Raw genomic sequence first — 23931 nt, 5'->3', positions numbered from 1 at the left:
CCGACCCGGCGCACGGAAAGGGGCACGCCCAAATGCAAGCGGTTGCAGAAACCTATAACGACAAGATCGTGCGCCAGTTCGCCGCGGTGACGGTGCTCTGGGGCATCGTCGGCATGGCGGTCGGCGTGCTCATCGCCGCCCAGCTGTACTGGCCGGCGCTGAACTTCGACACCGCCTGGCTCAGCTATGGCCGCCTGCGGCCACTACACACCAACGCGGTGATCTTCGCCTTCGGCGGTTCGGCGCTGTTTGCGACCAGCTATTACATCGTGCAGCGCACCTGCCACGTCCGCCTGTTCTCCGACAAGCTTGCCGCCTTCACCTTCTGGGGCTGGCAGGCGGTGATCGTGGCGGCCGCCATCACCCTGCCCATGGGCCTGACCCAGGGCAAGGAATACGCCGAACTGGAATGGCCGATCGACCTGCTGATCACCGCGGTCTGGGTCGCCTACGGTGTCGTCTTCTTCGGCACCATCGTCAAGCGCCGGGTGCGACACATCTATGTGGCCAACTGGTTCTTCGGCGCCTACATCATCACCATCGCCCTGCTCCACATCGTCAACAACATGGCGATACCGGTCGGGCTGGGCAAGTCGTACTCGATGTACTCCGGCGCGGTCGATGCGATGGCGCAGTGGTGGTACGGGCACAACGCGGTCGGTTTCTTCCTGACCGCGGCCTTCCTGGGAATGATGTACTACTTCGTGCCCAAGCAGGCCGGGCGCCCGGTGTACTCGTACCGCTTGTCGATCGTGCACTTCTGGGCGCTGATCGCCATCTACATGTGGGCCGGTCCGCACCACCTGCAGTACACCGCGCTGCCGGACTGGGCGCAGTCGCTGGGCATGGTGTTCTCGCTGGTGCTGCTGGCACCGAGCTGGGGCGGCGCGATCAACGGCATCATGACCCTGTCGGGTGCCTGGGACAAACTGCGGACCGACCCGATCCTGAAGTTCCTGATCGTCGCGATCTCGTTCTACATGATCGCCACCTTCGAGGGACCGATGATGTCGATCAAGACGGTCAACTCGCTCTCGCACTACACCGACTGGACCGTCGGCCACGTCCACGCCGGCGCGCTGGGCTGGGTGGCGATGATCTCCATCGGCTCGCTCTATTCGCTGCTGCCGCGCCTGCTGGGGCAGAAGGAAATGTTCTCGGTCAAAGCCATCGACCTGCATTTCTGGCTGCACACCGTCGGCGTGCTGCTCTATATCGCCTCGATGTGGATCGCCGGCGTGATGCAGGGCCTGATGTGGCGTGCCACCAACCCCGACGGCACGCTGACCTACAGCTTCGTGGAGGCACTCAACGCGACATACCCCTATTACCTCGGTCGCCTTGCCGGTGGCCTGGTGGTGCTGGCCGGCATGTTCCTCATGGCCTGGAACGTGATCCGCACCTGGCAGCAGGCCGGTAATCCCGTCCCGACCCCGGTGTTGCCGCCGGACACTGCCCGCGCCCACGCCTGAGGTCGACATGAGTCACGCACACGAGAAAGTCGAAACCAACGTCGGCCTGATGGCAGTGCTGATCGCCGTGGCCGTGTCGTTCGGCGGCCTGGCCGAGATCGTGCCGTTGATGTACCAGGCCGAGGCGATCAAGCCGCTGCCCGGCGTCAAGCCCTACCCCGCCCTGCAACTGGCCGGCCGCGACGTCTACGTCCGCGAGGGTTGCTACAACTGCCATTCGCAGATGGTGCGCACGCTTCGTTTCGAGACCGAGCGTTACGGCCATTACTCGCTGGCCGGTGAGTCGGTCTACGACCATCCGTTCCAGTGGGGCAGCAAGCGCACCGGTCCGGACCTCGCCCGTGTCGGCGGCCGCTACTCCGACGACTGGCATCGCGTGCATCTGTTGAATCCGCGCGACGTGGTGCCGGAGTCGAACATGCCCGGCTTCCCGTGGCTGGCCGAGAACCGGATCGACGGTGCCGACGTCGAGCGTCGCATGCGCGCGCTCAAGCGCATCGGCGACCCCTACACCAACGAAGACATTGCCGGCGCCCAGGCGGCGGTCAACGGCAAGACCGAACTCGAAGCCGTGGTCGCCTACCTGCAGGGCCTGGGCAAGCACGCACCGAGGGGAGGCTGAGATGGTGTCCGGAATCGTCACCGCGGTGCTGCTGGTGCTGTTCGTGGCCGGCTGGATCTGGGCCTGGAGCCCCCGGCGCAGGCAGGAATTCGATGCGGCGGCTCGCCTGCCGCTGGATGAGCAAGGCAAGGAGACACGGCAATGAGCGCGGGCTGGTCGTGGTACGTGATTGCAATCGTCGTGCTCAACCTCGTGGGCTGCGTGTGGCTGCTGTGGTGGACGGGCAAGCGCAAGCCCGGCGATCCGGGCCCGACCGAGACCAGTCACTACTGGGACGGCGACATCACCGAATACAACAAGCCGATGCCGCGGTGGTGGATCAACCTGTTCTACCTCACCATCGTTTTCGCGATCGGCTATCTCATCTACTACCCGGGCCTGGGTGCGTTCGCCGGCGTCAGCAAGTGGACGTCGGTCGGTGAGCAGGCCGCCGACAAGGCCCGCGACGACGCCAAGCTCGAGCAGACCTTCGCTCCGTATGCGGGCAAGTCGATCGACGTGATCGCGCGTGATCCCAGGGCCGTGGCGCTGGGACGCTCGATCTTCAACAACACCTGCGCGACCTGCCATGGCTCGTCGGCGCGCGGCGCGATCGGCTATCCGAACCTCAGCGACGACATCTGGCACTGGGGCGGCTCGCCCGACCGGATCCTGCAGACCGTCCTGGATGGTCGCGAGGGCGTGATGCCCGAATGGGGCAAGGTCCTGACCGGCATGGGCGGCGACAACGCGGTCGACTACGTCATCGCCTACGTGCGCACCCTGTCGGATCCGGACAGCATGCAGAACAACTACATGGCCGCGCAGGGCAAGAGTCTCTACAACGGCGTGTGCGTGGCCTGCCACGGCGTCGACGGCAAGGGCAACCAGGAACTGGGCGCCCCCGATCTGACCGACGACTACTGGATGTACGGCAACACCACCCAGAGCATGCGCCAGACCATCACCAGCGGCCGCCACGGCAGCATGCCGGCGCACCGGCAGATCATCGGCGAGACGCGCGCGCGCCTGGTAGCCGCCTACGTCTGGTCGCTGTCGCACTCCGGCAAGCCCGCCACCACTGCGACCCGCTGACCGACAGGCCCATGCCCGACTACACCGTCCCGCGCTTCGATCATCCGCCCCGTCCGCTGGCACAGCGGCTCGGGGCGATCCTGTGGCCGAGTTTCTTCTCGGCGGCGGTGATGACGATGGTGTTCTTCGCCTTCGTCGATCCGCTGGCGCTGCGCGACATGACCTTCCCCGATCTGCCCCTGACACGCACGCTCGGATACAGCATCGCCTTCTTCATGTTCTGGCTGGCCACCGCTGCCTCCAGCGCGTTCACGTGGATCCTGCTTCGCCCTGCCAGTCGCTACAACCGGCCATTGCCGCCGGAGTGAGCCGAGTACTACCCCATGACCAAGAAGATCCCCCTCGACCTGCTGGATGACGGCAGCGCGCTGTACGTGAGCGAGCGCAAGATCTATCCGCGCGACGTCGATGGCGGCTTCCAGACCTGGCGCAAGATCGCGGTGGTGCTGCTGCTGGGCATGTTCTACGTGTTCCCGTGGCTGCGCTGGGACGGCCGCCAGGCGGTGCTGTTCGATCTGCCGGCGCGCAAGTTCTACGTGTTCGGGCTGAACTTCTGGCCGCAGGACTTCGTGTTCCTGGCGATGCTGCTGGTCATCGCCGGCTTCGCGCTGTTTTTCTTCACCGCCCTCGCCGGCCGCCTGTGGTGCGGCTACGCCTGCCCGCAGACGGTGTGGACCGAGGTCTTCCTGTGGATGGAGCAGTGGACCGAGGGCGACCGCAATGCGCGGATGAAGCTCGACGCAGGCCCCTGGAACCGCAACAAGATCCTGCGCAAGGGCAGCAAGCACGCGCTGTGGCTGGTGTTCGCGTTGTGGACGGGCTTCACCTTCGTCGGCTTCTTCACCCCGATCACCGACCTGGCCGCGCGCACGCCGTTGTTCGGCAGTGCGCCGGGCTGGGGCAACTGGGAACTGTTCTGGGTGCTGTTTTACGCCCTGGCGACGTGGGGCAATGCCGGCTTCCTGCGCGAGCAGGTGTGCAAGTACATGTGCCCGTATGCGCGCTTCCAGAGCGCGATGTTCGACCGCAACACGCTGATCATCGCCTACGACCCGATGCGCGGCGAACCGCGCGGCCCGCGCAAGCGCGGCATGACGGGCGCGGCCGAGCGCCGTGGCCTGCTCGATCCGGCCACCGCCTATGACTACGCGATGCGGGCCGCGCACTACGCCGTCAGCTCGGTGGTTGCAGCCGGCACGACTGCGGTCACCGACTCCGGCCTCAAGGTCGCCCCGCTGCCGAAGTTCGCGCCGGAGGAACTGGGCGACTGCATCGACTGCACGATCTGCGTGCAGGTCTGCCCGACCGGCATCGACATCCGCAACGGCCTGCAGTACGAGTGCATCGCCTGCGGTGCCTGCATCGATGCCTGCGACGATGTGATGGACAAGATGGGCTACCCGAAGGGGCTGATCCGCTATTCCACGCAGAACGCGATCGACGGCAAGCCAACGCGCGTGCTGCGCCCGCGTGTGTTCGTCTACGGCCTGCTGCTGCTCGCGCTGTGCGCCGGCTGGGCGTGGGGCGTGGGCCACCGCAGCCCGCTGATCGCCGAAGTGCTTCGTGACCGCAACGCGCTCTACCGCGAGACCGGCGACGGCCGTATCGAGAATGGTTACACCCTCAAGCTGGTCAACAAGGACGTCAAGGCGCAGCGCTTCCGCCTGACCGTGCAGGCGCCGGCCGGAATCGCCCTGGTCGGCAGTGGCACCAGCGGTGGCACCCAGGTCATCGATGCCCCCGCCGAGCAGGTGCTCAACCTGCCGCTGACGCTGTCCTCGCCGAAGGACGTGCGCGGCAAGCAGGAGATCGTCTTCAAGGTGCAGCGCATCGATGGCGCCGCGCAGGCGGACGTTCCCTCCACCTTCTTCGGGCCGATGTGATGGAGCGCGCCGGTCCGTTGCGCATGCCGATCATGTGGCTGGTCATCGGCCTGCCGGTCCTGTCGATCGTCGCAGGCGTCGGCCTGGTGGTGGTCGCCGTGCGCAGTGGCAGCACCGATGCGGTGATCGATCCGGTCCAGCGCACCGCGCAGATCCAGGTCACCGAACTGGGCCCGGATGCGCGCGCGCAGGCACTGAAGCTGTCGGCAGTGCTGCGCGTGGGCAAGGACATGGTCGAGCTGCTGCCGGTCGGCGGCGGTTTCGGCGAAGGCGACGTGCGCCGCGACGAGCCACTGACGCTGGTCCTTTCCCATCCAAGTGAGGCGGCGCAGGATCGTACCGTCATCCTGAAGCCGAGCGAGCTGGGCTGGCGTGCCGACATCGAACCGGCGTCCGACCACGACTGGCTGCTGCAGCTCTCGCCGGCTGACGGCAGCTGGCGCCTGCGCGGCCGGCTGCCGGCCGGGCAGCAAGCCGCACACCTGGCCCCGGCGCTGGCGGACGATTGACGCGGCGCCGGCCCATGGTCGATGCAGTTGCGATGATTGGGGGATGATGTCGGCATGAGCGTCACGCAGACCGCGCTGGCTCCGGACGATCGCCGTGGCGACATCCACGGCGGTGCGGCCGCGGGTGTTTGCCACCATTGTGGCGAGGCACTGGCGGGCGCGGGATCGACTCGCAACGGCGAGGTGGGCAACGGCGGGCACCTGTTCTGCTGCAACGGCTGCGCCGCGGCGGCGAACTGGATCCAGCAGGCCGCGCTGGAGGACTACTACCGCCTGCGCACCGTGCCCGCCGGCCGTGTCGATGCAGACGCCGCAGACTTCGCTGGCTGGGACCGCGAAGTCGTCCTCGCCGAGCACAGCCGCCACGTCCCCGGCGGCCGCGAGATCACCGTGCTCACCGACGCGATGCGCTGCGCCGCCTGCGCCTGGCTGGTCGACCGCGCCCTGCATCGCATTCCGGGCGTGCTCGATGCCGGTGCCAACGCGGTCACCGGTCGCATCGTCGTCGCATGGGACCCGCAAAAGGTCGCGCTGTCGGCGCTGATGTCACGGCTCAACGCCCTGGGCTATCGGCCGTGGCTGGCCACCGGCGATGCCCGCGAGCAGGCGCAGAAGCAGGAGCGCCGGCGCTGGCTGATCCGTCTGGGCGTGGCCGGGCTCGGTGCGATCCAGGCCATGATGTTCGCCGAGGCGCTGTACCTGGACACGGCCGGGCAGATGCCGCTGGCCACGCGCGATTTCTTCCGCTGGATCACTTTCCTGGTGTCGACGCCGGTGGTGTTCTATTCCGGCTGGCCGTTCCTGGAAGGCATGTGGCGCGAGCTGCGCGGGCGCCGCCTGGGCATGGACACGCTGATCGCGTCCTCGACGCTGCTGGCCTACTTCGCCAGCCTGGTCGAAACGGTCCGTGGCGGTGCGCACGTCTGGTACGACGCCGCGGTGATGTTCGTGCTGCTGTTGCTGGTGGCGCGGATGTTCGAACAGCGCGCGCGACGCGTCGCCAGTGCACAGGTCGACGCACTGGCGCGGGCGCGGCCGGCGCTGGCCACGCGCGAGCGCGCCGACGGCACGCGCGAACAGGTGGCGCTGGGTGAGCTTGCGATCGGCGACATCGTGCGTGTGTCCTCCGGTGAATCGGTGCCGGCCGACGGCGTGCTGCTCGATCACGCCTGCGGTTTCGATGAGGCGCTGATCACCGGCGAATCGGCGCCGGTGCAGCACGCGCCCGGCGCGACCGCGCTGGCCGGCAGCCTCTGCCGCGAACAGGCCGCACGCATCCGCGTAACCCGGGTCGGCAACGACACGCGCCTGTCGCAGCTGACCCGCCTGGTCGAACAGGCACAGGGCGAGCGTCCGGCACTGGCCCGCGTCGCCGAGCGCGTCGCCAGCGGTTTCGTGCTGGTGCTGGTGCCGTGTGCGCTCGCCGTCTACGCCTGGTGGCATCAGCACGACCCGGCTCGCGCGCTCGAAGTGACCCTGGCGCTGCTCGTGGTGAGTTGCCCGTGCGCGTTGTCGCTGGCGATCCCCACGGCGCTGACGGCCGCGCACGGCGCGCTGGCGCGGATGGGCGTGCTCGGACTGCGCGGCGACGCGCTGTCGGCCCTGGCACGCGTCGACCGCGTCGTGTTCGACAAGACCGGCACGCTCAGCAACGGCCGTCCGCAGCTGGATACGGTCGGCATCTTCGACGGCACCGATCCGGACGACGCGCTGGCGATTGCCGCAGCGCTGGAGCGCGACAGCGGCCATCCGCTGGCGCACGCCTTCGCCGACATCGACAGCGACTATCGCGCCGAGCAGTTGCACAGCACTCCCGGTCACGGCATCCAGGCCCGGATCGGAGACGCCAACTGGCGCCTGGGTCGCGCCGAATTCGCCGTCGGTGGCGAGGACGACGGCGCACTCTGGCTTGGCCGCGATGGCATCGCGGTCGCCCGCTTCACCGTCAGCGAAGCCAGGCGCGAGGACGCGCATGCCGCGGTGGAGGCCTTGCGGGCGCAAGGCCTGCAGGTCGAACTGTGCAGTGGCGATGCGCATGCGCCGGTGCGGCGCTTCGCGGCCGCGATCGGCATCGATACGGTGCGCTCGCGGCAGACGCCCGAACAGAAGCTGGCGCACGTTCGCGAACTGCAATCGCGCGGCGATGTCGTTGCGATGGTCGGCGACGGCCTCAACGATGCACCGGTGCTGGCCGGTGCCGACGTCTCGATCGCGATGGCCGAAGGCGCGGCGCTGGCACAGCGCGCGGCCGACTTCGTCGTCACCAGCCCTTCGCTGTTGCGCATCCCCGAAGCAATCGCGCTCGCCCGCCGCACCCAGGTGATCGTCCGCCAGAACCTGATCTGGGCGCTGGGCTACAACCTGCTTGCGCTGCCGCTGGCCGCCACCGGCCACGTCACGCCGTGGATCGCCGCGGTCGGCATGGCGCTCTCGTCGCTGCTGGTGACGCTCAATGCACTGCGCCTGGGGCGGCGTCCGGCTGGCGGGACGCGGCCATGACCATCCTGCTGCTGCTCGTGCCAATCAGCCTGGTCCTGCTGGGCATCGCGATCTGGGCGTTCGTGTGGGCCGTGCGGCGCGGGCAGTTCGACGATCTCGACACGCCCGCCATCGACATCCTGCGCGAAGACGCGCCGCCTGCCGCGCCGTCGCCACCACCGCAGGAAGGCGCGGATGCCGATTGACTGGCTGACCCTCGGTGCGGCCCTGCTCAGCGGCTTGCTGGGCGGCGTGCACTGCGCCGCGATGTGCGGCGGCATCGCCACCGGATTCTCGGCGACGGCAACCGGCCATCCCGGGCGGATCGCACTGGAAGCCAACCTCGGGCGTGTCGGCGGTTATGTCATTGCCGGCGCGATTGCCGGCGGCCTTGGCCATGGCATCGTCGAGGTGGCGCGGATCGAGGGACTGGCGCTGGCCGCGCGCATGCTGGTCGGCATCGTGCTGGTGATCGTCGCGCTGCGGTTGTTCGACCGGCATGGTCGGCTGGCGTTCCTGTCACGCCCCGGCAATCGCCTTTGGCAATTGCTGCGACCGTTGCAACAACGGCTGTTGCCCGCCGACACGCGCGCGCGACGGCTGGGCCTGGCGTTGCTGTGGGGCTGGCTGCCCTGCGGATTGAGCACGACGTTGCTGGTCGCGGCGTGGCTGCAGGCCAGCGCACTCAACGGTGCTTTGACGATGGCCGCGTTTGGCCTGGGCACCTTGCCGGTGATGCTGCCACTGACCATGAGCGGCGCACGCCTGGGCCGCTGGCTGCAGACGCGCTGGCGCAACGCCGCGGCAACGCTGGTGCTGGCTGCCGGCGTGCTGACGCTGACGGCGCCGTGGCTGATGCGGGTGCCGGCATTGCATTCGCTGCTGGCGGTGCTGGGGTGTGGCAGCTTGCCGGTGTGAGCGTTGCTCATCCGACAGGGCCGGCTTGACGGCACTGGACGGCTAGTGCGCCGCCTTCTGCCGCTTCGGCTCGCTGCTCTCGGCGCCGTGCGCAAGACGCTCCAGCGCGTCGATTTCGAGGATCTCCACGCGCCGCCCGTGCACTGCGATCACGCCATCGTCCTGCAGCCGGGTGAAACCGCGACTGACGGTTTCCAGCGCCAGGCCGAGGTAACGCGCGACGTCCTCGCGGCTCATCGGCAGGCGGAATGCCAGGGGTGACTGCCCGATCTGGCGGAAGCGCTCGCCCAGGCCATGCAGGAACAGGGCAATGCGCTCGTTGGCCTGGCGCCGGACCAGCATCTCCATATGATCCTGGTCGCGATTGAGGCTGTGCCCGATAACGCGCAGCAGCTGGTGCTGCAACGTCGGCAACTGCGCGGCCACGGCACTGAGCTGGTCGAGCGGGACATCACAGACATTGGCGCTTTCCAGCGCGACCGCTTCGCAGCGGTGCGCGCCGTCGCCGAGGGCATCCAGGCCGATCAGTTCACCGGCCAGGTGGAAGCCGACGACCTGCTCCTCGCCATCCTCGCTGATGCTGACGGTCTTGAAGGCGCCGTCGCGGGCGACGAAGACCGAGGCCAGCGGATCGCCGATGCGGAACAGCCGCTCGCCACGAGCGAGGGTGCGTCGTCGCCGGACGATTTCGTCGAGGCGGTTCAGTTCATCGGCGTCAATGCCGGCCGGAAGGCACAGCTGCTGCAGCGAGCATTGCGCGCAGCTGCGGCGCAGCCAGGCCAGGTCGAGGTCAACAGCGTCGTTCATCGGCGGCTATTGTCGCATGGCCCGGCTCGGCGCCGCGAACGAGTCGCAATGTCGCCACCAGGCAAGAAAGCGAAAGGCGGCCGAAGCCGCCTCTCGCACCACACACTCGACCCTGTGTGCCGCCCTCTGGCGGGGCGTGCATGGCCACTATGCCCGTGGCTGCATGAACGCCCGCGTCACCGGAAGATCAGAGACCCGTGGACGGATCGTTCTCCGGCCCGGAGCGTCGGCCTTCAAAGGTCCTTTGCGCCCGTTCGCGTGCCTCGCGCTTCTGTTGCGCGGTCATGCATACGCGCTCGACGCGATTGCTGCCCGCCTTCTTGATGCGTTCGCACACCTGGCGCTCGTCGGCGACCTGGCTGGAGACCGAATCGATCCATGCGATCTCGCCAGACGCCTTGGCGCGCTCTTCGGCGCTCAGGTCCTCGTAGCGGCGACCGTCGATGATCCCGATCAGGGCATCCTGGCGGCTCAGCAGTTCGCGGCGCTTGTCGGCCGACAGCGTATCGAAGCCGGCGGTACCGGCCGACAGATCACGGCGAATCCGGTCCTGCTTTTCCATCACCGCGACGGTATCGAACGGCTTGTCGTCCGCCGCCTTCGCCGCGGGCACGGCCAGGCAACTGCCTGCCAGTACGACTGCCAACACCAGATTCCTTGAAAACATGCACATGGCTCCCTGCTTTGAATTGTCCAGAAGATGGGGGGATCGACCAGAGGAGCGGGCACCATGAAGCAGCCATTGGCTGGCACGCATCTGGCGATCGTCATAGCCCCCTGGATCGCCCGCGACGGCAACCAGACGAGGATCACAGTTACGGTCGCGGCACTGCCGATCCTATGGCGGCTTGCCCGATTTCACGGCATCCCGTGACCTTTCCGCCAGAGTCGGAAAAGTCGGCGCCCGTGCGAGGCGCCAGAGCGCACGTGTTCCAGACACGGGACAGTGAATCCCCCGACTCCGCCCTTGGGCTGCGCAGGCGCAGACCCACTTATTCCGTGCAGCGATGGCTGCCCAGGCATTCCGCCGGGGCCCATCGCAGACGCCACCGCTCCCTCCCCCGATTGGCCGCGGTGACCGTTGCAGGAGTCAGTACAGCAATGAGCAAGAACAAGATGCTTTCCCGCGCCCTCATCGCCGTCCTCGCAGGCGCCGCCGCTTTCGGCGCGCAGGCTGCCGACAAGGGTTTCTATGCCGGTGCCGGCGTTGGCCAGTCGTTTGTCGATGAAGGCAATTATGACGACGAGGACACTGCGTTCTCGGTGTTCGGCGGTTACCAGTTCAACCGTTACTTCGGCCTTGAGGCCGGTTACGCCGATTTCGGCAAGCTGGAGCCGCGCGGCAACGGTGCGGAACTCGAGGCCAACTCGGTGTACCTGACCGCGGTCGGCACGGTGCCGATCACCGACAGTTTCTCGGCTTACGCCAAGGCCGGTTTCCAGCGCTGGGATCTCGACACGGCGATCCCGGGCGTTGTCGGCAATGACGATGACAGCGGCACCGATCCGACTTATGGCGTCGGCGTGCAGTATCGCTTCACCGACCATGTCGCACTTCGCGGTGAGTACAGCCGCTTCGAGATCGAGGACACCGACCTCGACCTGGCGCAGATCCAGGTCCGCTACGACTTCTGATCACAGCGAGCTGTGCGAGAACGAGGCCGCCGGTGAAAGCCGGCGGCCTTTTTTTGCGCTGCTGTCTCGAACAGTCTCGTAGCCCGGGTAAGCGCAGCGCACCCGGGTTCCGGCGGCGGAGCAACCCCCAGCCCGGCGGACGCCGCCGCTCCGCAGGCGCAACACCGCCCTCGGGACGAGCGCATTTCTCGTGCCCCCGAAGTGGCATCCGCAGCGCAGCATCAGGCACTCTCGGCATATCGCCCTAGTACAGGCAATGCCCTTGGACCAGCAGGCAACGACACACCCCACCTCGACCATCCGCGCCGTCAGTCGATGGCAGATCGTGGGCCTGTCGATCAACGACGTGATCGGCAGCGGCATCTACCTGCTGCCGGCCGCCGCCGCGGCGCTGCTGGGCCCGGCCAGCCTCTGGGCGGTGCTGCTGGCCGGATTCGCGGTCAGCCTGCTGGTGCTGTGCTATGCCCAGGCGGCGAGCTATTTCGATGGCCCCGGCGGTGGCTACCTGTATGCACGCGAAGCGTTCGGACCCTTCATCGGTTTCGAAGTCGGCTGGATGCTGCTGCTCACGCGCCTGGCCACGGCCGCAGCGCTGAGCAATGGCCTCGCCGAAGCCGTCACCCATTACTGGCCTGCCGCCGCATCGGGCCTGCCACGGGTCGCGATCGTCACCGGATCGCTCGGCCTGCTGGTGGTGATCAACGTGATCGGTGTGCGCGCCGCGGCACGGACCGGCGTCATCCTCGCCATCGGCAAATTGCTGCCGCTGCTTCTGTTCGTGGCCATCGGCGTCTTCCACGTCGATGCCGCGCTGGCCTCGCCAGCCAACGCACCGGTCACCTCCAAGACCCTCGCCGAAGCGGCACTGTTGCTGCTGTTCGCCTACGCCGGCTTCGAGAACCTCCCGGCCGCTGCCGGCGAGTATCGCAATCCACGCCGTGACGTGCCGTTCGCACTGCTGACGATGATCGCCACGGTCACGCTGGTCTATGTCAGCGTGCAATGGGTCGCCCTGGGCACGCTGCCGGGCCTGGCCCAGTCCTCGACGCCGCTGGCACAGGCCGCCGCGGGCTTCAGCGGCGAGACGCTGGCACTGCTGATGACGGTCGGCGCCAGCATTTCGATCCTGGGCACCAACAGCAACACCGTGATGATGGCGCCACGCTACCTGCTGGCGCTGGCCACCGACGGCTACGGCCCGCGCTCGCTCGCCGCGATCCATCCGCGCCTGCACACGCCAGCGGTCGCGGTCGTGGTGATCGGCGTGATCTCGCTGGCGCTGGCACTGTCGGGTTCGTTCGTGCAACTGGCGCTGCTGTCGGTCGTGTCGCGCCTGTGCACCTACATCGGCACCGCCTGCTCGGTGCTGGTGCTGCGCCGCCGCCACGGCCATCACGACGGTGCGTTGCAGTTGCCCTTCGGGCCGCTGATCCCGCTCGCGGCGATTGCCCTCAGCCTCGGGCTGCTTGCCAGCGCCAGCGCCGCCAACCTGCTCGCAGCGGCGGTGGCATTGCTGGTGGGCGCGATCATCTACAAGTTCCGCCGCGCGCCGCACCCCGCGTAGCCCGGAAAAGCACAGCGCAACCGGGGCCCGTCACCCTGGCACTGGCACTGGCACTGGCACTGGCACTGGCACCGGCACCGGGGCCGGGACCGGGACCGGGACCGGGACCGGGTCTGGCATTTCCATCAACTGCCGCTGCAGGTCGTAGAGGATCCCGGCATCACCGGGCAGCCACTGCTCGTCCTCGTTGCCGCGGTAGTGGCGATGGAACGCGCGCACGGCCGCGGCCGGGTCGCGCAGGTCGTAGCCGATGAGGCGCAATGCCACCCAAGGATCGAACCCGGCCGGCGCCGCGGCGAGCGGCGCTTGCGGCCACAGGCCATAACCGGCTTCGGCCAGCCGCTGCCACGGGAACAACGCGCTCGGATCGCGCTTTCGCGACGGCGCGATGTCGCCGTGGCCGATGACCAGGTGGCGCGGGATGTCCAGGCGCGCGGTGATGTTGTCCAGCAAGCGCAACAGCGCGTCGATCTGTGCCGTGCTGAACGGTGCGACGCCGTCGTTGTCCAGTTCGATGCCGATCGTGCCGGAGTTGAGGTCGGACACGCCGCCCCAGCTCGATGCACCGGCGTGCCATGCGCGCTCGGATTCGGCCACCAGCTGGTACAGGCGACCGTCCTTCCCGATCAGGTAATGGGCGCTGACGCGCCCGGTGGAATTGCGGGTCTGCAGCGTCAGCAACGCCGCCTCGGCCGATTCCATCTCGGTCTGGTGGATGATGATCATCTGCGCGCTGCGGGCGTTGTAGTTCAGCGACGGCCGCCACTCGGGCGGCGGATTGGGTGCGGCCGGCGGCGCGCTCGCACAACCGGCAAGCATCAGTGCGCTGGCCACGACGGCGATGACTGCTTTCATCCGGATCTCCTTGCGTTCACGGCAACCCCTGTCCCGTCATCAGGGCACGGTTGCGTGCGCGGTTGCTCGATGTGCGTATCGCCATCGGGTCGGTTCTGTTGCCGGTGACGGTGACTGGCGTCCGCATTGTTCCACAGCCATGGTTCTGGACGTTGCGACCCGCAGCCGGGTCCTGTCGCGAGCGTGGACAGCCGTGGCTATGCTCTCGCGCTGGACGAATCAGGGGACGGGATTGGACATCCTCATTGCCGCGCTGCACGCCGCGGTCGAATACAGATTCTGGGTCACGGTGCTGCTGATGGGGGCGGTGACGGCCGTGGCCGTACTGCTCCAGCCGCAAGGCGTGTGGCTGCCGGCGACGGCACTGGTGGCGCTGCTGGTCCTGGCCAACCTGTTCTTCGGCCACCGACTCGCGAGTGCACCGTCTCCGCCGCCGCGCAACGATGCCCCGCCACCGCAACCGGGCCTCGAGTCCGTGGCCGCGTGCAACGCCGGTGCGAGTACCGGCGGGCGCGTGATCGCCGGAACGCCGCGGCAGGTGGACACCGCGCGCTGATGCACTCCGGCTGATTCGTCCGGGTCGCGATCTTTAGGGAAACCGGACATCGCCGCAGGGCGCGGCGATGTCCTTCGATCTGCTCAGCCGATCTGCTCAGCCGATGCGTTCAGCCGATCCGTTCAGCCAATCCAGCGCCGGGCCGCGGCCTTGCTCGCGTAAGAGAGCAGGAACAGCGCGATGACGAGAATCAGGGCCGGCATCGCCAGTCCGATCGGGCCCAGCAGGCCCCATGCCGGGGTCACCACGAAGGTGCCGGCAATCTGCACGACCAGTGCCGCCAGCGACAGCTGGAACAGGGCGACCGCCCAGCGCTTCTTCATCAGCAACCCGATCGCGCCGAACGCGCCGCCGAACACGGCCACGCCATAGGCGGCATTGAGCCAGGTCGGCGTGGCTTCGATGATCTGCTGCTGCTCGGGCGGCAACGCCGCCATCTGCGCCGTCCCTGCGCTCATCTGCATGTAGAACATGTAGACGCCGATGAGGTTCCATACCAGCGCAAGCGTGGCGATGATCCAGTAACTGGTGGGACGCGACGACGCAACGACAGTGGTCATGTTTCCCTCTCCCCAGGGGCGGGATGCCCTGCGGCAAGACTACCCGCCTGCCTGGCTGCGTGTTGCCGCACTGCGGCATGGCGACCGCCCTGCCCGCCGGCCGAGCTGGACGCTGGCCGGCCCGCTCAGGTCTTGCGGATGGCGTGGCCGCCGAACTCGTTGCGCATCGCCGCCAGCAGCTTGTCGGCGAAGGAGTCGTCTTCGCGCGAGCGCAGCCGCTCCAGCAGCGACAGCGTGATCACCGGCGCAGACACGTCCAGATCGATGGCCTCGGCCACGGTCCAGCGGCCCTCGCCGGAGTCGGCGACGTAGGGGGCGATACCGTCCAGTTGCGGGTTGCGGCCGAGCGCATCGGCGCTGAGGTCGAGCAGCCACGAACGCACCACGCTGCCATGGCGCCAGATCTGCGCCACCTGCGCCAGGTCGAGGCCGAAGTCGGACTTGCGCTGCATGATCGCGAAGCCCTCGGCGTAGGCCTGCATCATTCCGTATTCGATGCCGTTGTGGACCATCTTGGCGAAGTGTCCGGCGCCACTGGGACCGACCCGTCCCCAACCGCTGTCGGGCGTCGGTGCCAGCGCACTGAAGATCGGCCGCAGCCGCTCCACTGCCGCTTCGTCGCCGCCGATCATCAGGCTGTAGCCCTCGCTCAAGCCCCACACGCCACCGCTGGTGCCGCAGTCGATCCAGGCGATGCCGTGCTCCGCCAGGCGCTGCGCGCGCCGCATCGAGTCCTTGTAGTTGGAGTTGCCGCCATCGACGATGACGTCGCCCGCACCCAGTTGCGGCAGCAGTTCATCGATGGTGCGATCGACCGCGTCGCCTGCCGGCACCATCAGCCACAGTGTGCGTGGCGATGGCAACGCGGCGATCAGTTCGGCCTGTGACGCCACCGCTTCCACGCCCCGTGTGGCCGCCTGTTCGCGCGCCGGTGCGCCAGGGTCGAAACCGACGACGCGATGACCATTGCGCACCAGCCGTTCGGCCATGTTCGCGCCCATCCGGCCCAAACCAACCATGCCCAGTTCCATGCTGCCTCCTCGCCTGTGGGATCGCGCGGGCGAAGCACCAGCCACGCGCCGCCCGCCGTGGAAGGGAAGCGTACGCGTTCTGCGATGGAGGACGGGCGAACGCCCGCGATCAGCTGCCGCCGCAACGGCCGAAACGGGCCTGCATCGCCCCACCGACGATCGCCGCGGCGCTGGGGACATAGCCTTCCAGCGGCACGTACGTGCCCTTGGCGTCCTCGAACACGTACAGCGAAAAGTCGTCGCCGATGAATTCGACCTTGTAGCCCTCCGGCACGGCCGAGGTCGGTGCGCCGCCAAAGCTGGTGTACGAGTCCATGCGCGCCGGCGTGCGCACGTTCTTGCCGCTGGCGCTGATCTGCAGGCCATCGGCGGCGATGCGCACCTGCGGTGCGGCGGCGTTGCCGCAATCGGGGGAGTAGATGCCGCCGTAGAGCTTCAGCGACTCCGGACGCAGGTCCTGCGCGGTCGCCGTCACTGGCATGCTCGCCGCCGCCATGCCCACGAGGGCCGCGGTGAGCCACATTCCTTGGGTGCGCATGGGTTCTGCTCCGGTTCCCTGTGTCCGGAACAACGCGCCCCGCCCCGCGTGCAGGCCAGAAAAAAGCGGTGGATTACTGCAGGCGCGTCGGCGCTTCCAGGCCGGCTGACGGACGCGGCGGTGCATCCTCCTCGTCGCGACTCCTGCGCTCGTTCTCGAGCGCGCCCAGGTACTCCTCCAGGGTCTGCTCGTGCACGGCGGCTTCACGCGCCGCCGCGGTCAGCAGCGGCGGCGAGGCATGCAGCTCCAGTTCGGTGCCGGCGTCGGCCTGCACGGCAACGACATGGCGCAGCATCGCCAGCGCCATCGCCGCGCTGTCGCTGCTGGCGACCACCTGCCCGGCCAGCACCAGGAGCCACTGGCCGTCGCGCCAGCCGACTCCGCCGACCGCATTGCCGTTGTTGTCGAGCAGTTGGGCGTGCGGTTGCAGCGACGCGCCAAGGCGGCGGATCGGGCGCTTGGGTTCGTTCTTCCTGCGGACCGCGCGCTTGACCTTGGAGTTGCGGGACATGGGGTTCCTTGCTTGTTGCCTGTACCGGCATTCTAGGCCCAGCACGGTGCGGGCCGCGACGCGGGCCGGGCAACGTGACCCTTCCGGGGCGTTGGCCCATTGTGCCTCCACAGGCCGTGTGGTATCCGACTGCAAACCAACCGGCGAATCCACCATGGCGCGCATGACCCGGGCTGTCCTGATGATGTGCCTGATGGCGCTGGCAGCCTGCACCAGCCTGCCGGAACGGCCGGTCCTGCCCGACGCCTTCGCCCCGCCCCCCGCCAGCCAGGGCGAGCTGGCCCTGCGCACCGGCCCGGCCGAAAACCGCCACCCCGGCCAGTCCGGCTTCCGCCTGCTCAGCAACGGCACCGAGGCGTATGCCCTGCGCATGTACAGCGCCCAGGTCGCCACCCGCAGCCTCGATATCCAGACCTACATCTGGCACGCCGACCTGACCGGGAAGATGCTCGCCCAGCGCGCCCTGGCCGCGGCCGACCGCGGCGTGCACGTGCGAATCCTCGTCGACGACATGGATGCGCGGGCCAAGAACGCCGGATTCGCCGGTCTCGACGCGCACGACAACATCGAGGTCCGCATCTTCAATCCGTTCGCCAGCCGCAGCGGCAAGGCCAACCGGATCGGCGAGCTTGGCACCAGCTTCAACCGGCTCAACCACCGCATGCACAACAAGAGCTGGATCGCCGACAACCGCATCGCGGTGGTCGGCGGACGCAACCTGGGCGACGAGTACTTCGGCGCCAGCGCCGAGAGCAACTTCGTCGACCTCGACCTGGCCATGGTCGGCCCGGTCGTGCGCCAGGTCAGTGGCAGCTTCGACCGCTACTGGAACGCACCCAGCAACTACCCGATCGCCACGATCAGCCCCGGCGCGGTGACGCCCGAGGCGCTGACCCGGCTGCGCGGCATCCTGCAGGGCACGCCGGCCGAACTGGCCGCCAGTCCGTATGCAACAGTGCTGCGCGAAGATCCCGACGTGCAGCGCCTGCTCACCGGTGGCACCACCCTGCACTGGACGGCCGAGTGGACGTTTGCCAGCGACGACCCGCTCAAGCTCAATCTGAAGGGCAACGAGACCGCCATGGATCGCTCGGCGGTGCTGTCGACGCTGACCCCGGCGACACGGGCGGCGACGCGCGAACTGCACCTGATCTCGCCGTACTTCGTCCCCGGCCCGGTCGCCACGAAATCGCTGGTCACCTCGGCCATCGCCGGCACCGACGTGCGGGTGCTGACCAACTCGCTGGCCGCCACCGACGTCGCCGCCGTACATGGCGGCTACTCGCGCTACCGCGAGGATCTGATCGACGGCGGCGTGAAGGTGTGGGAACTCAAGCCGACCAGCGACGCCGCTTCGAACTTCAGCCTGCGCGGTTCGTCAGGGTCCAGCCTGCACACCAAGGCGGCGATCATCGACGATCGCCAGGTGTTCGTCGGCTCCTACAACCTCGACCCGCGTTCGACTTCGATCAACACCGAGCAGGGCGTTCTGGTGGCACATCCGGCGCTGGCCCAGGAACTGGAACGCATCTTCGAGGAACAACTCCAGGGCAGCCGCGCATGGCGGGTGCAGCGCGTCGACGGCAAGTTGCAGTGGAGCGATGGCACCACGACCTTCACCCGCGACCCGGAAGCCAGCGGCTTCCGCCGCTTCCAGGCCTGGCTGATGAAGCTGCTGCCGTTGCAGTCGCAGCTCTAGCCGGGCCCGTCGACGTCGTAATGGACCACCGCCGGCTCGAACTCGAGCAGGAAGCGGTGGTCTTCGGGGTAGTACTTCGCCCGCGTCACGTCGCTGCCGGCGAATGCTTCGATCGCCGACAGCGATTCCCAGTGGGTCAGGATCAGGAAGTGCGCGAGCCTGCCCTCGACACGGTGCATCAGGCTGACCGAGACATTGCCCGGCGTGCCGCGGTAATCGGGCACGGCGCGCTGGCGCAGGAACGCCAGGTACTCCTCGGCGTCCTCGCGCAGCGTGACGCCGTGCCACAGGCGCGCGATCATCTCAGCGCGGCGCCATCAGTTCATTGAGCAGCACAGCCAGCGCGCCGAGGCGGAACGCACCGCGTCCCTGCCGGCGCTGGCCGCCGTCGCGCGGCGTTGCCAGACCGTCCGGCGAAGCCTGTGCATCGTCGTCGCCCTGCGCCAGCGACAGCGCAAGTTCCGGGTTCTGGATATAGCCGTGCTGGAACAGCAAACCGGTGTAGATGTTCATGGCCAAGTCCTTGTTGCCTTGAGTGGAAGGCAACGTTAGACCCGGGCGATTCGACGAAAAAGCGATAGTTTGGCAAGTCTGACTTGAAAACGGCTCAAGTCTTGACCCAGGGCAACTTTCCGCCTGACAGGCACGCAAAGCCCGCCCCGGCGTGCGGGGAAGCCTGATGCTCCTGGATTTCGTCGGCGCGGCGGGCGGCCGCGCGCGCCGGTCGTTACTCGAGCGTGAAACCGATCTTGATGGTGACCTGCCAGTGCGCGACCTTGCCGTCCTCGACATGGCCGCGGGTTTCCAGCACCTGGAACCAGCCGATGTTCCGCACCGTGCCCGAGGCACGCTCGATCGCCTTGCGGATGGCGTCGTCGCAGCTGGTCTTCGACGAGCCGGTCAGCTCGAGGGACTTGTAGACGTGCTCACTCATGGCCTGGGTCTCCGTAGGGGAAGGACAACACCAACCCCGCGCCGGTGGAACCCACGGCGCAGGTGTGGCCGATCATAGCGCCGCCCACCCCTGCCCCCGGTGATGCGCCTTCACAGCAGCGGCGCCATCACCTTGAGTTCGTCCAGCCGGTAACCCTTCGCCGTGGCACGGGCCTTGATCTGCTCCAGCAACGCGCGATCCATCGCCGGCGTTCGCGACAGGACCCACAGGTTCTCGCGGTCCGGGCCGCCGACCACCGCCCAGCGGTACTGCGGGTCCAGGTCGATCACCCAGTAGTCCGCCCACACCATCGGCACCCAGTCCAGCCATTCCGGCGCGAAACGCACCTCCAGCTGCCCCGGCTTGCCGCTGACCGGTCGCGCCACGCCTTCGGAGACATCGCGCGTGCCGTCGCTGGTGCGGCAGGCATTGCGCACGCCGATGGTGCCGTCGGGCCTGGGCGTATAGGTCGCGGTGATGTCGCGGACGCACTGGCGCTGGAAGAACATCGGCAGGTGCGCGATCTCGTGCCACTGGCCGCTATAGCGCTGCAGGTCCAGCGCGGGCACCGGGGCGTTGGCGGTCGCGCCGGTTCGCGCCTGCGCATGCACGCCGGGTGCGATCAACGAAGCAACCGAAAGAGAAGCAACCGAAAGACTCGCTGCGAAGACCAGGCGATGCATGGCCTCTCCTTGTCGTCAGGGAGGTGCAGGTTCCCGATCGTTGCGTTGCCGGGGCGTGAGATCCGGGTGGAGCGCGCGCGCGGTGTTCAGCTTTGCCAAGGCGACGCGACGGTCACAGCCACTCGAACAGGAACCAGGACTCGACCGAGGTGTGCGACGCGAGCAGCATCGGCTCGAGGTTGAAGGCATCGGGCGGCCCGCTCTGCGGTTCGACGCAGGTGGCGTGGGCGGCCCCGTCGTAGACCACCCAGTGGATGCAGTCGGACGTCAGCCGCACGCGTTGGCCGCCACGCTCGATCAGCACTGGCAGATCGTTGATGAAGCAGTCGTCCCACGGACCCGGCGTCGGCTCGACCAGCGGCCGGACGGCGATTCCGTCGGCATCGCGCGGATAGATCATGCGCGGTTCGAACGCCACGCGATCGGGCTTGCGAAACCACGGATGCCAGCCGATCGTCGCCGGCATCGCGCGATCGCCCGCGGTCGCGGACAAGGTCAGTCGGACGTGGCGATCGCCGACCTCGATGCGCTGGCGCGAACTTCCACCAAACGGCCAGTGATCGTCCTGCGGCAATGCCAGCGACAGTTCGGCCTGGTCGGCGCCGGTCGATTGCAGGCGCCACGGCATCGTGAAACCGACGCCGTGGATCGCGTGCGCGCCCAGGTTCCGCGGCAGCTGATGGCGATGGCCGCCGCTGGTGAAGCGACCGTTTCGTACCCGCCCCGCCCAGGGCACCATCGGATAGCAGCCCCACGCGATGGCGGCGCTGTCGTCGCCATGGCCGACCAGTTGCTCGACGCCGTCGAGGCGGATCTGCGCGATGCGCCCGCCCGCCTCCGGCGCGATATCGACAGCGAGCGCGCCAGTGCCGAGCGTGGTCAGCGGGCCCGATGCCAGCGATGCCATCGCGTCGGCGCGAGGATCACTCCCCATACGGGTGGATGGTCCTGATCTTGCCGTGGTCGTCGTAGTGCAGCTCGGTGACCTTGATCGAACGCAGGTGCGTCACGCCGCCCGAGAGAATGGAGTCGTGATAGAACAGGTACGTTCGGCCCTGGAACGCGCAGATCGAGTGGTGCGTCGTCCAGCCCACCACCGGCGTCAGGATCGTGCCCTGGTAGGTGAAGGGACCGTAGGGACTGTCGCCCACCGCGTAGCACAGGTAGTGGGTATTGCCGGTCGAATAGGAGAAGTAGTAGCGGCCCTGGTGCTTGTGCAGCCACGACGCCTCGAAGAAGCGCCGGTCGTGATCGTCTGCACGCAGCGGCTGGCCTGCCTCGTCGAGGATCAGTACCTCGCGCGGCACTTCTGCGAACTGCTTCATGTCGCCGCTCAGGCGCGCGATGCGTGCGCCCAGCGCCGGCTCGCCATCGGCCGGTTCCTCGTGCGACGCGGCGTAGGCGTTGTCGCGGTACTTCTGCAACTGCCCGCCCCAGATGCCGCCGAAGTACATGTAGTGCTCGCCGTCGTCGTCGGCGAACACCGCCGGATCGATCGAGTAACTGCCCGCGATCGCCTGCGGCTCGGGCACGAACGGGCCTTCCGGCCTGGCTCCCACCGCCACGCCGATCTGGAAGATGCCGTCGGCACGCTTGGCCGGGAAGTACAGGTAGTACTTGCCGTCCTTGCTGGCCGCATCCGGCGCCCACATCTGCCGCTGCGCCCACGGCACGTCCTTGACGTGCAGGGCCAGGCCGCAGTCGACGGCCTCGCCGGTCGGCGAGTCCATGCGCAGGACGTGGTAGTCCTCCATGCCGAAGTGCCCGCCGTCGTCATCGAACGGCAGGCCGGCATCGATATCGTGCGACGGATAGATGTAGAGCTTGCCGTCGAACACGTGCGCCGACGGGTCGGCAGTGTAGATGTGGGTGACCAGCGGCTGCGAGATGGCCTTCGCGGCCAGTGCCTTCAGCTCGTCGATTGCGGTGTCGTCGGCCATGACGGTTGCCTTCGTGGTGGGGGCGTTGCGGTGGAGATCAGGTGGCGTTGCCGGTCTGCAGCCTGCGCGCACCCAGCTCCTGCTCGATGCGCGACTCCATCGACTTGTTGATCTGGTACAGGAACAGCAGCACCACGCACAGCAGCAGCGGGATCGAGCAGTAGATGCTGACCGCCATGCGGATGCCGTCGATGGTCTGCGGCGACTGCACCGGTTCGCCGGCCTGGTAGCCGTAGTAGGCGAGCAGCCCGGCGACCAGCGCGCCGCCGACGCTCAGGCCGATCTTCAGGCCGCACAGCATCGCCGAGAAGATGATCGCGGTGGCGCGGCGGTAGTTGCGCCACTCCGAGTAGTCGGCGACGTCGGCGATCATGGCCCACAGCAGCGGGATGGTGATGCCGTAGAAGAAGCCGTGCAGCACCAGCGACACGAACACCAGCGCGACCGCGGTGGGCGGGTAGAAGAAGAACGCCAGCAGGAACAGGGTGGAGACGAACAGCGCGCCGCCGAACACGTCGCGCTTGCCGAATCGATCTGCCAGGCGCTTGGAGAAACCGATGCCGATGATCATCGAGATGATGCCGGCGGCATTGAACATGCTGTAGGCCGAAGTCGGCGCGTCCTTCGGCCACTGGAACTCGGTCAGGCCGACGCGGGTGAGCACGGCGTTGAGGCCGCCGATCAGGCGATTGAAGCCGACGTCCTCGAGGAACCGGCCCAGCGCACCTGCGTCCAGGTAGTACTGGAAGTAGTAGATGTACGAGCCGCCCTTCAGTGCCAGGGTCACGAACACCAGGATGGTCAGCGCCAGCATCACCATCCACGGGCGATTGCGGGCCAGGTCGGCCAGGTCCTGCTTGACGCTCGACTTGTGCTCCGGCGCGGCGACGATGCGCTCGCGCGTGGTGAAGAATGTGATCAGGAAGAAGACCGTGCCGACCACGGCGAACAGCAGCATGGTGTTATGGAAGCCGCGCACCTTGTCGCCGCTGCCCAGGATCAGCACCAGCGGCAGCAGCAGCACCTGGATCACGAACTGCGCGATCATCACCGCCACGAAGCGGTACGACGACAGGCTGTTGCGCTGGGACATCGAGCCGGTCAGCACGCCACTGAGCGCGGAGTACGGCAGGTTGTTGGCGGCGTAGATCATCACCAGCAGGATGTAGGTTGCCAGCGCGTAGATGACCTTGCCCTGCTCGCCCAGGTCGGGCGTGCTGAAAGCCAGCAGCGAGAACACGCCGAACGGGATCGCGGTCCACAGGATCCACGGGCGGAACTTGCCCCAGCGCGTGATGGTGCGGTCGGCGGCGAAGCCGATGAACGGGGTGAACACGAACGCGCCGAGCATGCCGCCGATGAAGATGATCGTCGCGGCCGTGCCGGCCGGAATCCGGTAGACGTCGGTGTAGAAGAAGGCCAGGAAGGCGACCAGGGTCTGGAAGATCAGGTTCGCGGCGAGGTCGCCGAGGCTGTAGCCGACCTTTTCCCTGACGGAAAGAATTTCTGATGTGCCGTTCATTGACCACTGCTTGATGAGGGTGGGAGAGCGTCCTGCATCGCGTCCCGATGCAGGCCCCAGTATGGCGCGGCCCGCCCGGTGCAGGTGCACCGGAGCGGGCCACGCGGTGGTTGCCCACCGGTCAAACTAAACCTGCATCC

General features: G+C 67.8%; 29 protein-coding genes. 15 read left to right on the top strand and 14 right to left on the bottom strand.

The genetic code is table 11. From position 1 onward, the window contains the following. Positions 1–32: 32 nt before the first annotated feature. The 10 genes from ccoN to MNR01_RS13655 are packed head-to-tail and all read left to right on the top strand — an operon-like array spanning position 33 to position 8956. Positions 33–1472, top strand: a complete 1440-nt coding sequence (gene ccoN / locus MNR01_RS13700) for a cytochrome-c oxidase, cbb3-type subunit I (RefSeq protein WP_241918324.1) — start codon at positions 33–35, stop codon at positions 1470–1472. Positions 1473–1479: 7 nt separating this feature from the next. Beyond that, entirely contained in the window at positions 1480–2094 is a 615-nt protein-coding gene (gene ccoO, locus MNR01_RS13695) for a cytochrome-c oxidase, cbb3-type subunit II (RefSeq protein ID WP_241918323.1), read from the top strand. Position 2095: 1 nt separating this feature from the next. After that, complete coding sequence (locus tag MNR01_RS13690; RefSeq protein WP_158733963.1) at positions 2096–2239, top strand: cbb3-type cytochrome c oxidase subunit 3; 144 nt, start codon at positions 2096–2098, stop codon at positions 2237–2239. Next, positions 2236–3168: a cytochrome-c oxidase, cbb3-type subunit III gene (gene ccoP, locus MNR01_RS13685; protein ID WP_241918322.1), complete on the top strand. Its 933-nt coding sequence runs from the start codon at positions 2236–2238 to the stop codon at positions 3166–3168. Before MNR01_RS13690 ends, ccoP begins: the two co-directional genes overlap by 4 nt. 11 nt (positions 3169–3179) lie before the next feature. Continuing rightward, positions 3180–3476 carry a hypothetical protein gene (locus MNR01_RS13680; RefSeq protein WP_241918321.1) on the top strand — a complete coding sequence of 99 codons (297 nt, stop codon included), beginning with the start codon at positions 3180–3182 and terminating at the stop codon, positions 3474–3476. Between the two features lie 15 nt (positions 3477–3491). After that, complete coding sequence (locus MNR01_RS13675; RefSeq protein WP_241918320.1) at positions 3492–5051, top strand: 4Fe-4S dicluster domain-containing protein; 1560 nt, start codon at positions 3492–3494, stop codon at positions 5049–5051. Then, positions 5051–5560, top strand: a complete 510-nt coding sequence (locus MNR01_RS13670) for a FixH family protein (RefSeq protein WP_241918319.1) — start codon at positions 5051–5053, stop codon at positions 5558–5560. Before MNR01_RS13675 ends, MNR01_RS13670 begins: the two co-directional genes overlap by 1 nt. Positions 5561–5614: 54 nt before the next feature. Continuing rightward, positions 5615–8059, top strand: a complete 2445-nt coding sequence (locus MNR01_RS13665) for a heavy metal translocating P-type ATPase (RefSeq protein ID WP_241918318.1) — start codon at positions 5615–5617, stop codon at positions 8057–8059. Further along, complete coding sequence (gene ccoS / locus MNR01_RS13660; protein WP_241918317.1) at positions 8056–8244, top strand: cbb3-type cytochrome oxidase assembly protein CcoS; 189 nt, start codon at positions 8056–8058, stop codon at positions 8242–8244. Before MNR01_RS13665 ends, ccoS begins: the two co-directional genes overlap by 4 nt. Beyond that, complete coding sequence (locus MNR01_RS13655; RefSeq protein ID WP_241918316.1) at positions 8234–8956, top strand: sulfite exporter TauE/SafE family protein; 723 nt, start codon at positions 8234–8236, stop codon at positions 8954–8956. Before ccoS ends, MNR01_RS13655 begins: the two co-directional genes overlap by 11 nt. A gap of 42 nt (positions 8957–8998) precedes the next feature. Here the strand turns inward: MNR01_RS13655 and fnr are convergent, their stop codons facing one another. Together fnr and MNR01_RS13645 are read right to left on the bottom strand one after the other, a co-directional pair. Then, positions 8999–9763 carry a fumarate/nitrate reduction transcriptional regulator Fnr gene (gene fnr / locus MNR01_RS13650; protein ID WP_241918315.1) on the bottom strand — a complete coding sequence of 255 codons (765 nt, stop codon included), beginning with the start codon at positions 9761–9763 and terminating at the stop codon, positions 8999–9001. A gap of 187 nt (positions 9764–9950) precedes the next feature. Then, a complete protein-coding gene (locus tag MNR01_RS13645; RefSeq protein ID WP_241918314.1) occupies positions 9951–10409 on the bottom strand; it encodes a hypothetical protein in 459 nt (152 codons plus the stop codon). 84 nt (positions 10410–10493) lie between these two features. Between MNR01_RS13645 and MNR01_RS13640 the strand changes: the two genes are divergently transcribed. The 3 genes from MNR01_RS13640 (at position 10494) to MNR01_RS13630 (ending at position 12962) form a co-directional block, all read left to right on the top strand. Then, on the top strand, positions 10494–10637 hold the full coding sequence (locus tag MNR01_RS13640; protein ID WP_241918313.1) for a hypothetical protein: 144 nt from the start codon (positions 10494–10496) through the stop codon (positions 10635–10637). Between the two features lie 227 nt (positions 10638–10864). Then, positions 10865–11398, top strand: coding sequence for an outer membrane beta-barrel protein (locus MNR01_RS13635; protein ID WP_241918312.1), 534 nt, complete (start codon positions 10865–10867; stop codon positions 11396–11398). 262 nt (positions 11399–11660) lie between these two features. Continuing rightward, positions 11661–12962: an APC family permease gene (locus tag MNR01_RS13630; protein ID WP_241918311.1), complete on the top strand. Its 1302-nt coding sequence runs from the start codon at positions 11661–11663 to the stop codon at positions 12960–12962. A gap of 30 nt (positions 12963–12992) precedes the next feature. On the opposite strand, the gene MNR01_RS13625 is transcribed toward MNR01_RS13630, so the two are convergent. After that, positions 12993–13817, bottom strand: coding sequence for an N-acetylmuramoyl-L-alanine amidase (locus MNR01_RS13625; RefSeq protein WP_241918310.1), 825 nt, complete (start codon positions 13815–13817; stop codon positions 12993–12995). Between the two features lie 232 nt (positions 13818–14049). On the opposite strand from MNR01_RS13625, the gene MNR01_RS13620 reads away from it, so the two are divergent. After that, positions 14050–14373 carry a hypothetical protein gene (locus MNR01_RS13620; RefSeq protein ID WP_241918309.1) on the top strand — a complete coding sequence of 108 codons (324 nt, stop codon included), beginning with the start codon at positions 14050–14052 and terminating at the stop codon, positions 14371–14373. Positions 14374–14495: 122 nt separating this feature from the next. Here MNR01_RS13620 and MNR01_RS13615 read toward each other — a convergent pair whose 3' ends face one another. The 4 genes from MNR01_RS13615 to MNR01_RS13600 all read right to left on the bottom strand — a co-directional run bounded on the left by MNR01_RS13615 (position 14496) and on the right by MNR01_RS13600 (position 17013). Then, the gene (locus tag MNR01_RS13615) at positions 14496–14933 is read right to left on the bottom strand and encodes a hypothetical protein (protein WP_241918308.1); all 438 of its coding nucleotides are present in this window, start codon (positions 14931–14933) and stop codon (positions 14496–14498) included. Positions 14934–15058: 125 nt separating this feature from the next. Then, the gene (gene gnd, locus MNR01_RS13610) at positions 15059–15964 is read right to left on the bottom strand and encodes a phosphogluconate dehydrogenase (NAD(+)-dependent, decarboxylating) (protein ID WP_241918307.1); all 906 of its coding nucleotides are present in this window, start codon (positions 15962–15964) and stop codon (positions 15059–15061) included. A gap of 109 nt (positions 15965–16073) precedes the next feature. Beyond that, positions 16074–16502, bottom strand: a complete 429-nt coding sequence (locus MNR01_RS13605) for a hypothetical protein (protein ID WP_241918306.1) — start codon at positions 16500–16502, stop codon at positions 16074–16076. Between the two features lie 73 nt (positions 16503–16575). Then, on the bottom strand, positions 16576–17013 hold the full coding sequence (locus tag MNR01_RS13600) for a hypothetical protein (protein WP_241918305.1): 438 nt from the start codon (positions 17011–17013) through the stop codon (positions 16576–16578). A 163-nt stretch (positions 17014–17176) separates the two neighbouring features. Here MNR01_RS13600 and MNR01_RS13595 point away from each other — a divergent pair, with 163 nt between their 5' ends. Further along, positions 17177–18712 (top strand): phospholipase D family protein, encoded by a 1536-nt coding sequence (locus MNR01_RS13595; RefSeq protein WP_241918304.1) that lies wholly within the window; start codon positions 17177–17179, stop codon positions 18710–18712. On the opposite strand, the gene MNR01_RS13590 is transcribed toward MNR01_RS13595, so the two are convergent. The 7 genes from MNR01_RS13590 to MNR01_RS13560 form a co-directional block, all read right to left on the bottom strand. Further along, positions 18709–19014 (bottom strand): antibiotic biosynthesis monooxygenase, encoded by a 306-nt coding sequence (locus tag MNR01_RS13590; RefSeq protein ID WP_241918303.1) that lies wholly within the window; start codon positions 19012–19014, stop codon positions 18709–18711. The two genes, MNR01_RS13595 and MNR01_RS13590, sit on opposite strands and share 4 nt — an antisense overlap. A gap of 1 nt (position 19015) precedes the next feature. Further along, on the bottom strand, positions 19016–19225 hold the full coding sequence (locus MNR01_RS13585; RefSeq protein WP_241918302.1) for a hypothetical protein: 210 nt from the start codon (positions 19223–19225) through the stop codon (positions 19016–19018). A 214-nt stretch (positions 19226–19439) separates the two neighbouring features. Further along, the gene (locus MNR01_RS13580) at positions 19440–19646 is read right to left on the bottom strand and encodes a dodecin (protein ID WP_241918301.1); all 207 of its coding nucleotides are present in this window, start codon (positions 19644–19646) and stop codon (positions 19440–19442) included. Positions 19647–19756: 110 nt separating this feature from the next. Then, positions 19757–20329: a lipocalin family protein gene (locus MNR01_RS13575; protein WP_241918300.1), complete on the bottom strand. Its 573-nt coding sequence runs from the start codon at positions 20327–20329 to the stop codon at positions 19757–19759. 112 nt (positions 20330–20441) lie between these two features. Further along, the gene (locus MNR01_RS13570; protein WP_241918299.1) at positions 20442–21263 is read right to left on the bottom strand and encodes an aldose epimerase; all 822 of its coding nucleotides are present in this window, start codon (positions 21261–21263) and stop codon (positions 20442–20444) included. Next, a complete protein-coding gene (locus MNR01_RS13565) occupies positions 21253–22269 on the bottom strand; it encodes a glycoside hydrolase family 43 protein (protein ID WP_241918298.1) in 1017 nt (338 codons plus the stop codon). The genes MNR01_RS13570 and MNR01_RS13565 overlap by 11 nt, the downstream gene beginning before the upstream one ends. A gap of 37 nt (positions 22270–22306) precedes the next feature. Next, the gene (locus MNR01_RS13560; protein ID WP_241918297.1) at positions 22307–23791 is read right to left on the bottom strand and encodes an MFS transporter; all 1485 of its coding nucleotides are present in this window, start codon (positions 23789–23791) and stop codon (positions 22307–22309) included. Positions 23792–23931 lie beyond the last annotated feature (140 nt).

It is taken from the genome of Lysobacter sp. S4-A87 (assembly GCF_022637455.1).
In the GTDB taxonomy this organism is placed as follows: domain Bacteria; phylum Pseudomonadota; class Gammaproteobacteria; order Xanthomonadales; family Xanthomonadaceae; genus Lysobacter_J.
The sequence above is the reverse complement of the archived record's forward strand: the minus strand, read 5'-3'. Positions and strand labels throughout refer to the sequence as shown.

What these genes read in the sequence shown, in the direction of transcription:
- ccoN (WP_241918324.1), top strand. Translation starts at nt 33, where the DNA reads ATGCAAGCGGTTGCAGAAACCTATAACGACAAGATCGTGCGCCAGTTC.
- ccoO (WP_241918323.1), top strand. Translation starts at nt 1,480, where the DNA reads ATGAGTCACGCACACGAGAAAGTCGAAACCAACGTCGGCCTGATGGCA.
- MNR01_RS13690 (WP_158733963.1), top strand. Translation starts at nt 2,096, where the DNA reads ATGGTGTCCGGAATCGTCACCGCGGTGCTGCTGGTGCTGTTCGTGGCC.
- ccoP (WP_241918322.1), top strand. Translation starts at nt 2,236, where the DNA reads ATGAGCGCGGGCTGGTCGTGGTACGTGATTGCAATCGTCGTGCTCAAC.
- MNR01_RS13680 (WP_241918321.1), top strand. Translation starts at nt 3,180, where the DNA reads ATGCCCGACTACACCGTCCCGCGCTTCGATCATCCGCCCCGTCCGCTG.
- MNR01_RS13675 (WP_241918320.1), top strand. Translation starts at nt 3,492, where the DNA reads ATGACCAAGAAGATCCCCCTCGACCTGCTGGATGACGGCAGCGCGCTG.
- MNR01_RS13670 (WP_241918319.1), top strand. Translation starts at nt 5,051, where the DNA reads ATGGAGCGCGCCGGTCCGTTGCGCATGCCGATCATGTGGCTGGTCATC.
- MNR01_RS13665 (WP_241918318.1), top strand. Translation starts at nt 5,615, where the DNA reads ATGAGCGTCACGCAGACCGCGCTGGCTCCGGACGATCGCCGTGGCGAC.
- ccoS (WP_241918317.1), top strand. Translation starts at nt 8,056, where the DNA reads ATGACCATCCTGCTGCTGCTCGTGCCAATCAGCCTGGTCCTGCTGGGC.
- MNR01_RS13655 (WP_241918316.1), top strand. Translation starts at nt 8,234, where the DNA reads ATGCCGATTGACTGGCTGACCCTCGGTGCGGCCCTGCTCAGCGGCTTG.
- fnr (WP_241918315.1), bottom strand. Translation starts at nt 9,763, where the DNA reads ATGAACGACGCTGTTGACCTCGACCTGGCCTGGCTGCGCCGCAGCTGC.
- MNR01_RS13640 (WP_241918313.1), top strand. Translation starts at nt 10,494, where the DNA reads ATGAAGCAGCCATTGGCTGGCACGCATCTGGCGATCGTCATAGCCCCC.
- MNR01_RS13635 (WP_241918312.1), top strand. Translation starts at nt 10,865, where the DNA reads ATGAGCAAGAACAAGATGCTTTCCCGCGCCCTCATCGCCGTCCTCGCA.
- MNR01_RS13625 (WP_241918310.1), bottom strand. Translation starts at nt 13,817, where the DNA reads ATGAAAGCAGTCATCGCCGTCGTGGCCAGCGCACTGATGCTTGCCGGT.
- MNR01_RS13615 (WP_241918308.1), bottom strand. Translation starts at nt 14,933, where the DNA reads ATGACCACTGTCGTTGCGTCGTCGCGTCCCACCAGTTACTGGATCATC.
- gnd (WP_241918307.1), bottom strand. Translation starts at nt 15,964, where the DNA reads ATGGAACTGGGCATGGTTGGTTTGGGCCGGATGGGCGCGAACATGGCC.
- MNR01_RS13605 (WP_241918306.1), bottom strand. Translation starts at nt 16,502, where the DNA reads ATGCGCACCCAAGGAATGTGGCTCACCGCGGCCCTCGTGGGCATGGCG.
- MNR01_RS13600 (WP_241918305.1), bottom strand. Translation starts at nt 17,013, where the DNA reads ATGTCCCGCAACTCCAAGGTCAAGCGCGCGGTCCGCAGGAAGAACGAA.
- MNR01_RS13595 (WP_241918304.1), top strand. Translation starts at nt 17,177, where the DNA reads ATGACCCGGGCTGTCCTGATGATGTGCCTGATGGCGCTGGCAGCCTGC.
- MNR01_RS13590 (WP_241918303.1), bottom strand. Translation starts at nt 19,014, where the DNA reads ATGATCGCGCGCCTGTGGCACGGCGTCACGCTGCGCGAGGACGCCGAG.
- MNR01_RS13585 (WP_241918302.1), bottom strand. Translation starts at nt 19,225, where the DNA reads ATGAACATCTACACCGGTTTGCTGTTCCAGCACGGCTATATCCAGAAC.
- MNR01_RS13580 (WP_241918301.1), bottom strand. Translation starts at nt 19,646, where the DNA reads ATGAGTGAGCACGTCTACAAGTCCCTCGAGCTGACCGGCTCGTCGAAG.
- MNR01_RS13575 (WP_241918300.1), bottom strand. Translation starts at nt 20,329, where the DNA reads ATGCATCGCCTGGTCTTCGCAGCGAGTCTTTCGGTTGCTTCTCTTTCG.
- MNR01_RS13570 (WP_241918299.1), bottom strand. Translation starts at nt 21,263, where the DNA reads ATGGGGAGTGATCCTCGCGCCGACGCGATGGCATCGCTGGCATCGGGC.
- MNR01_RS13565 (WP_241918298.1), bottom strand. Translation starts at nt 22,269, where the DNA reads ATGGCCGACGACACCGCAATCGACGAGCTGAAGGCACTGGCCGCGAAG.
- MNR01_RS13560 (WP_241918297.1), bottom strand. Translation starts at nt 23,791, where the DNA reads ATGAACGGCACATCAGAAATTCTTTCCGTCAGGGAAAAGGTCGGCTAC.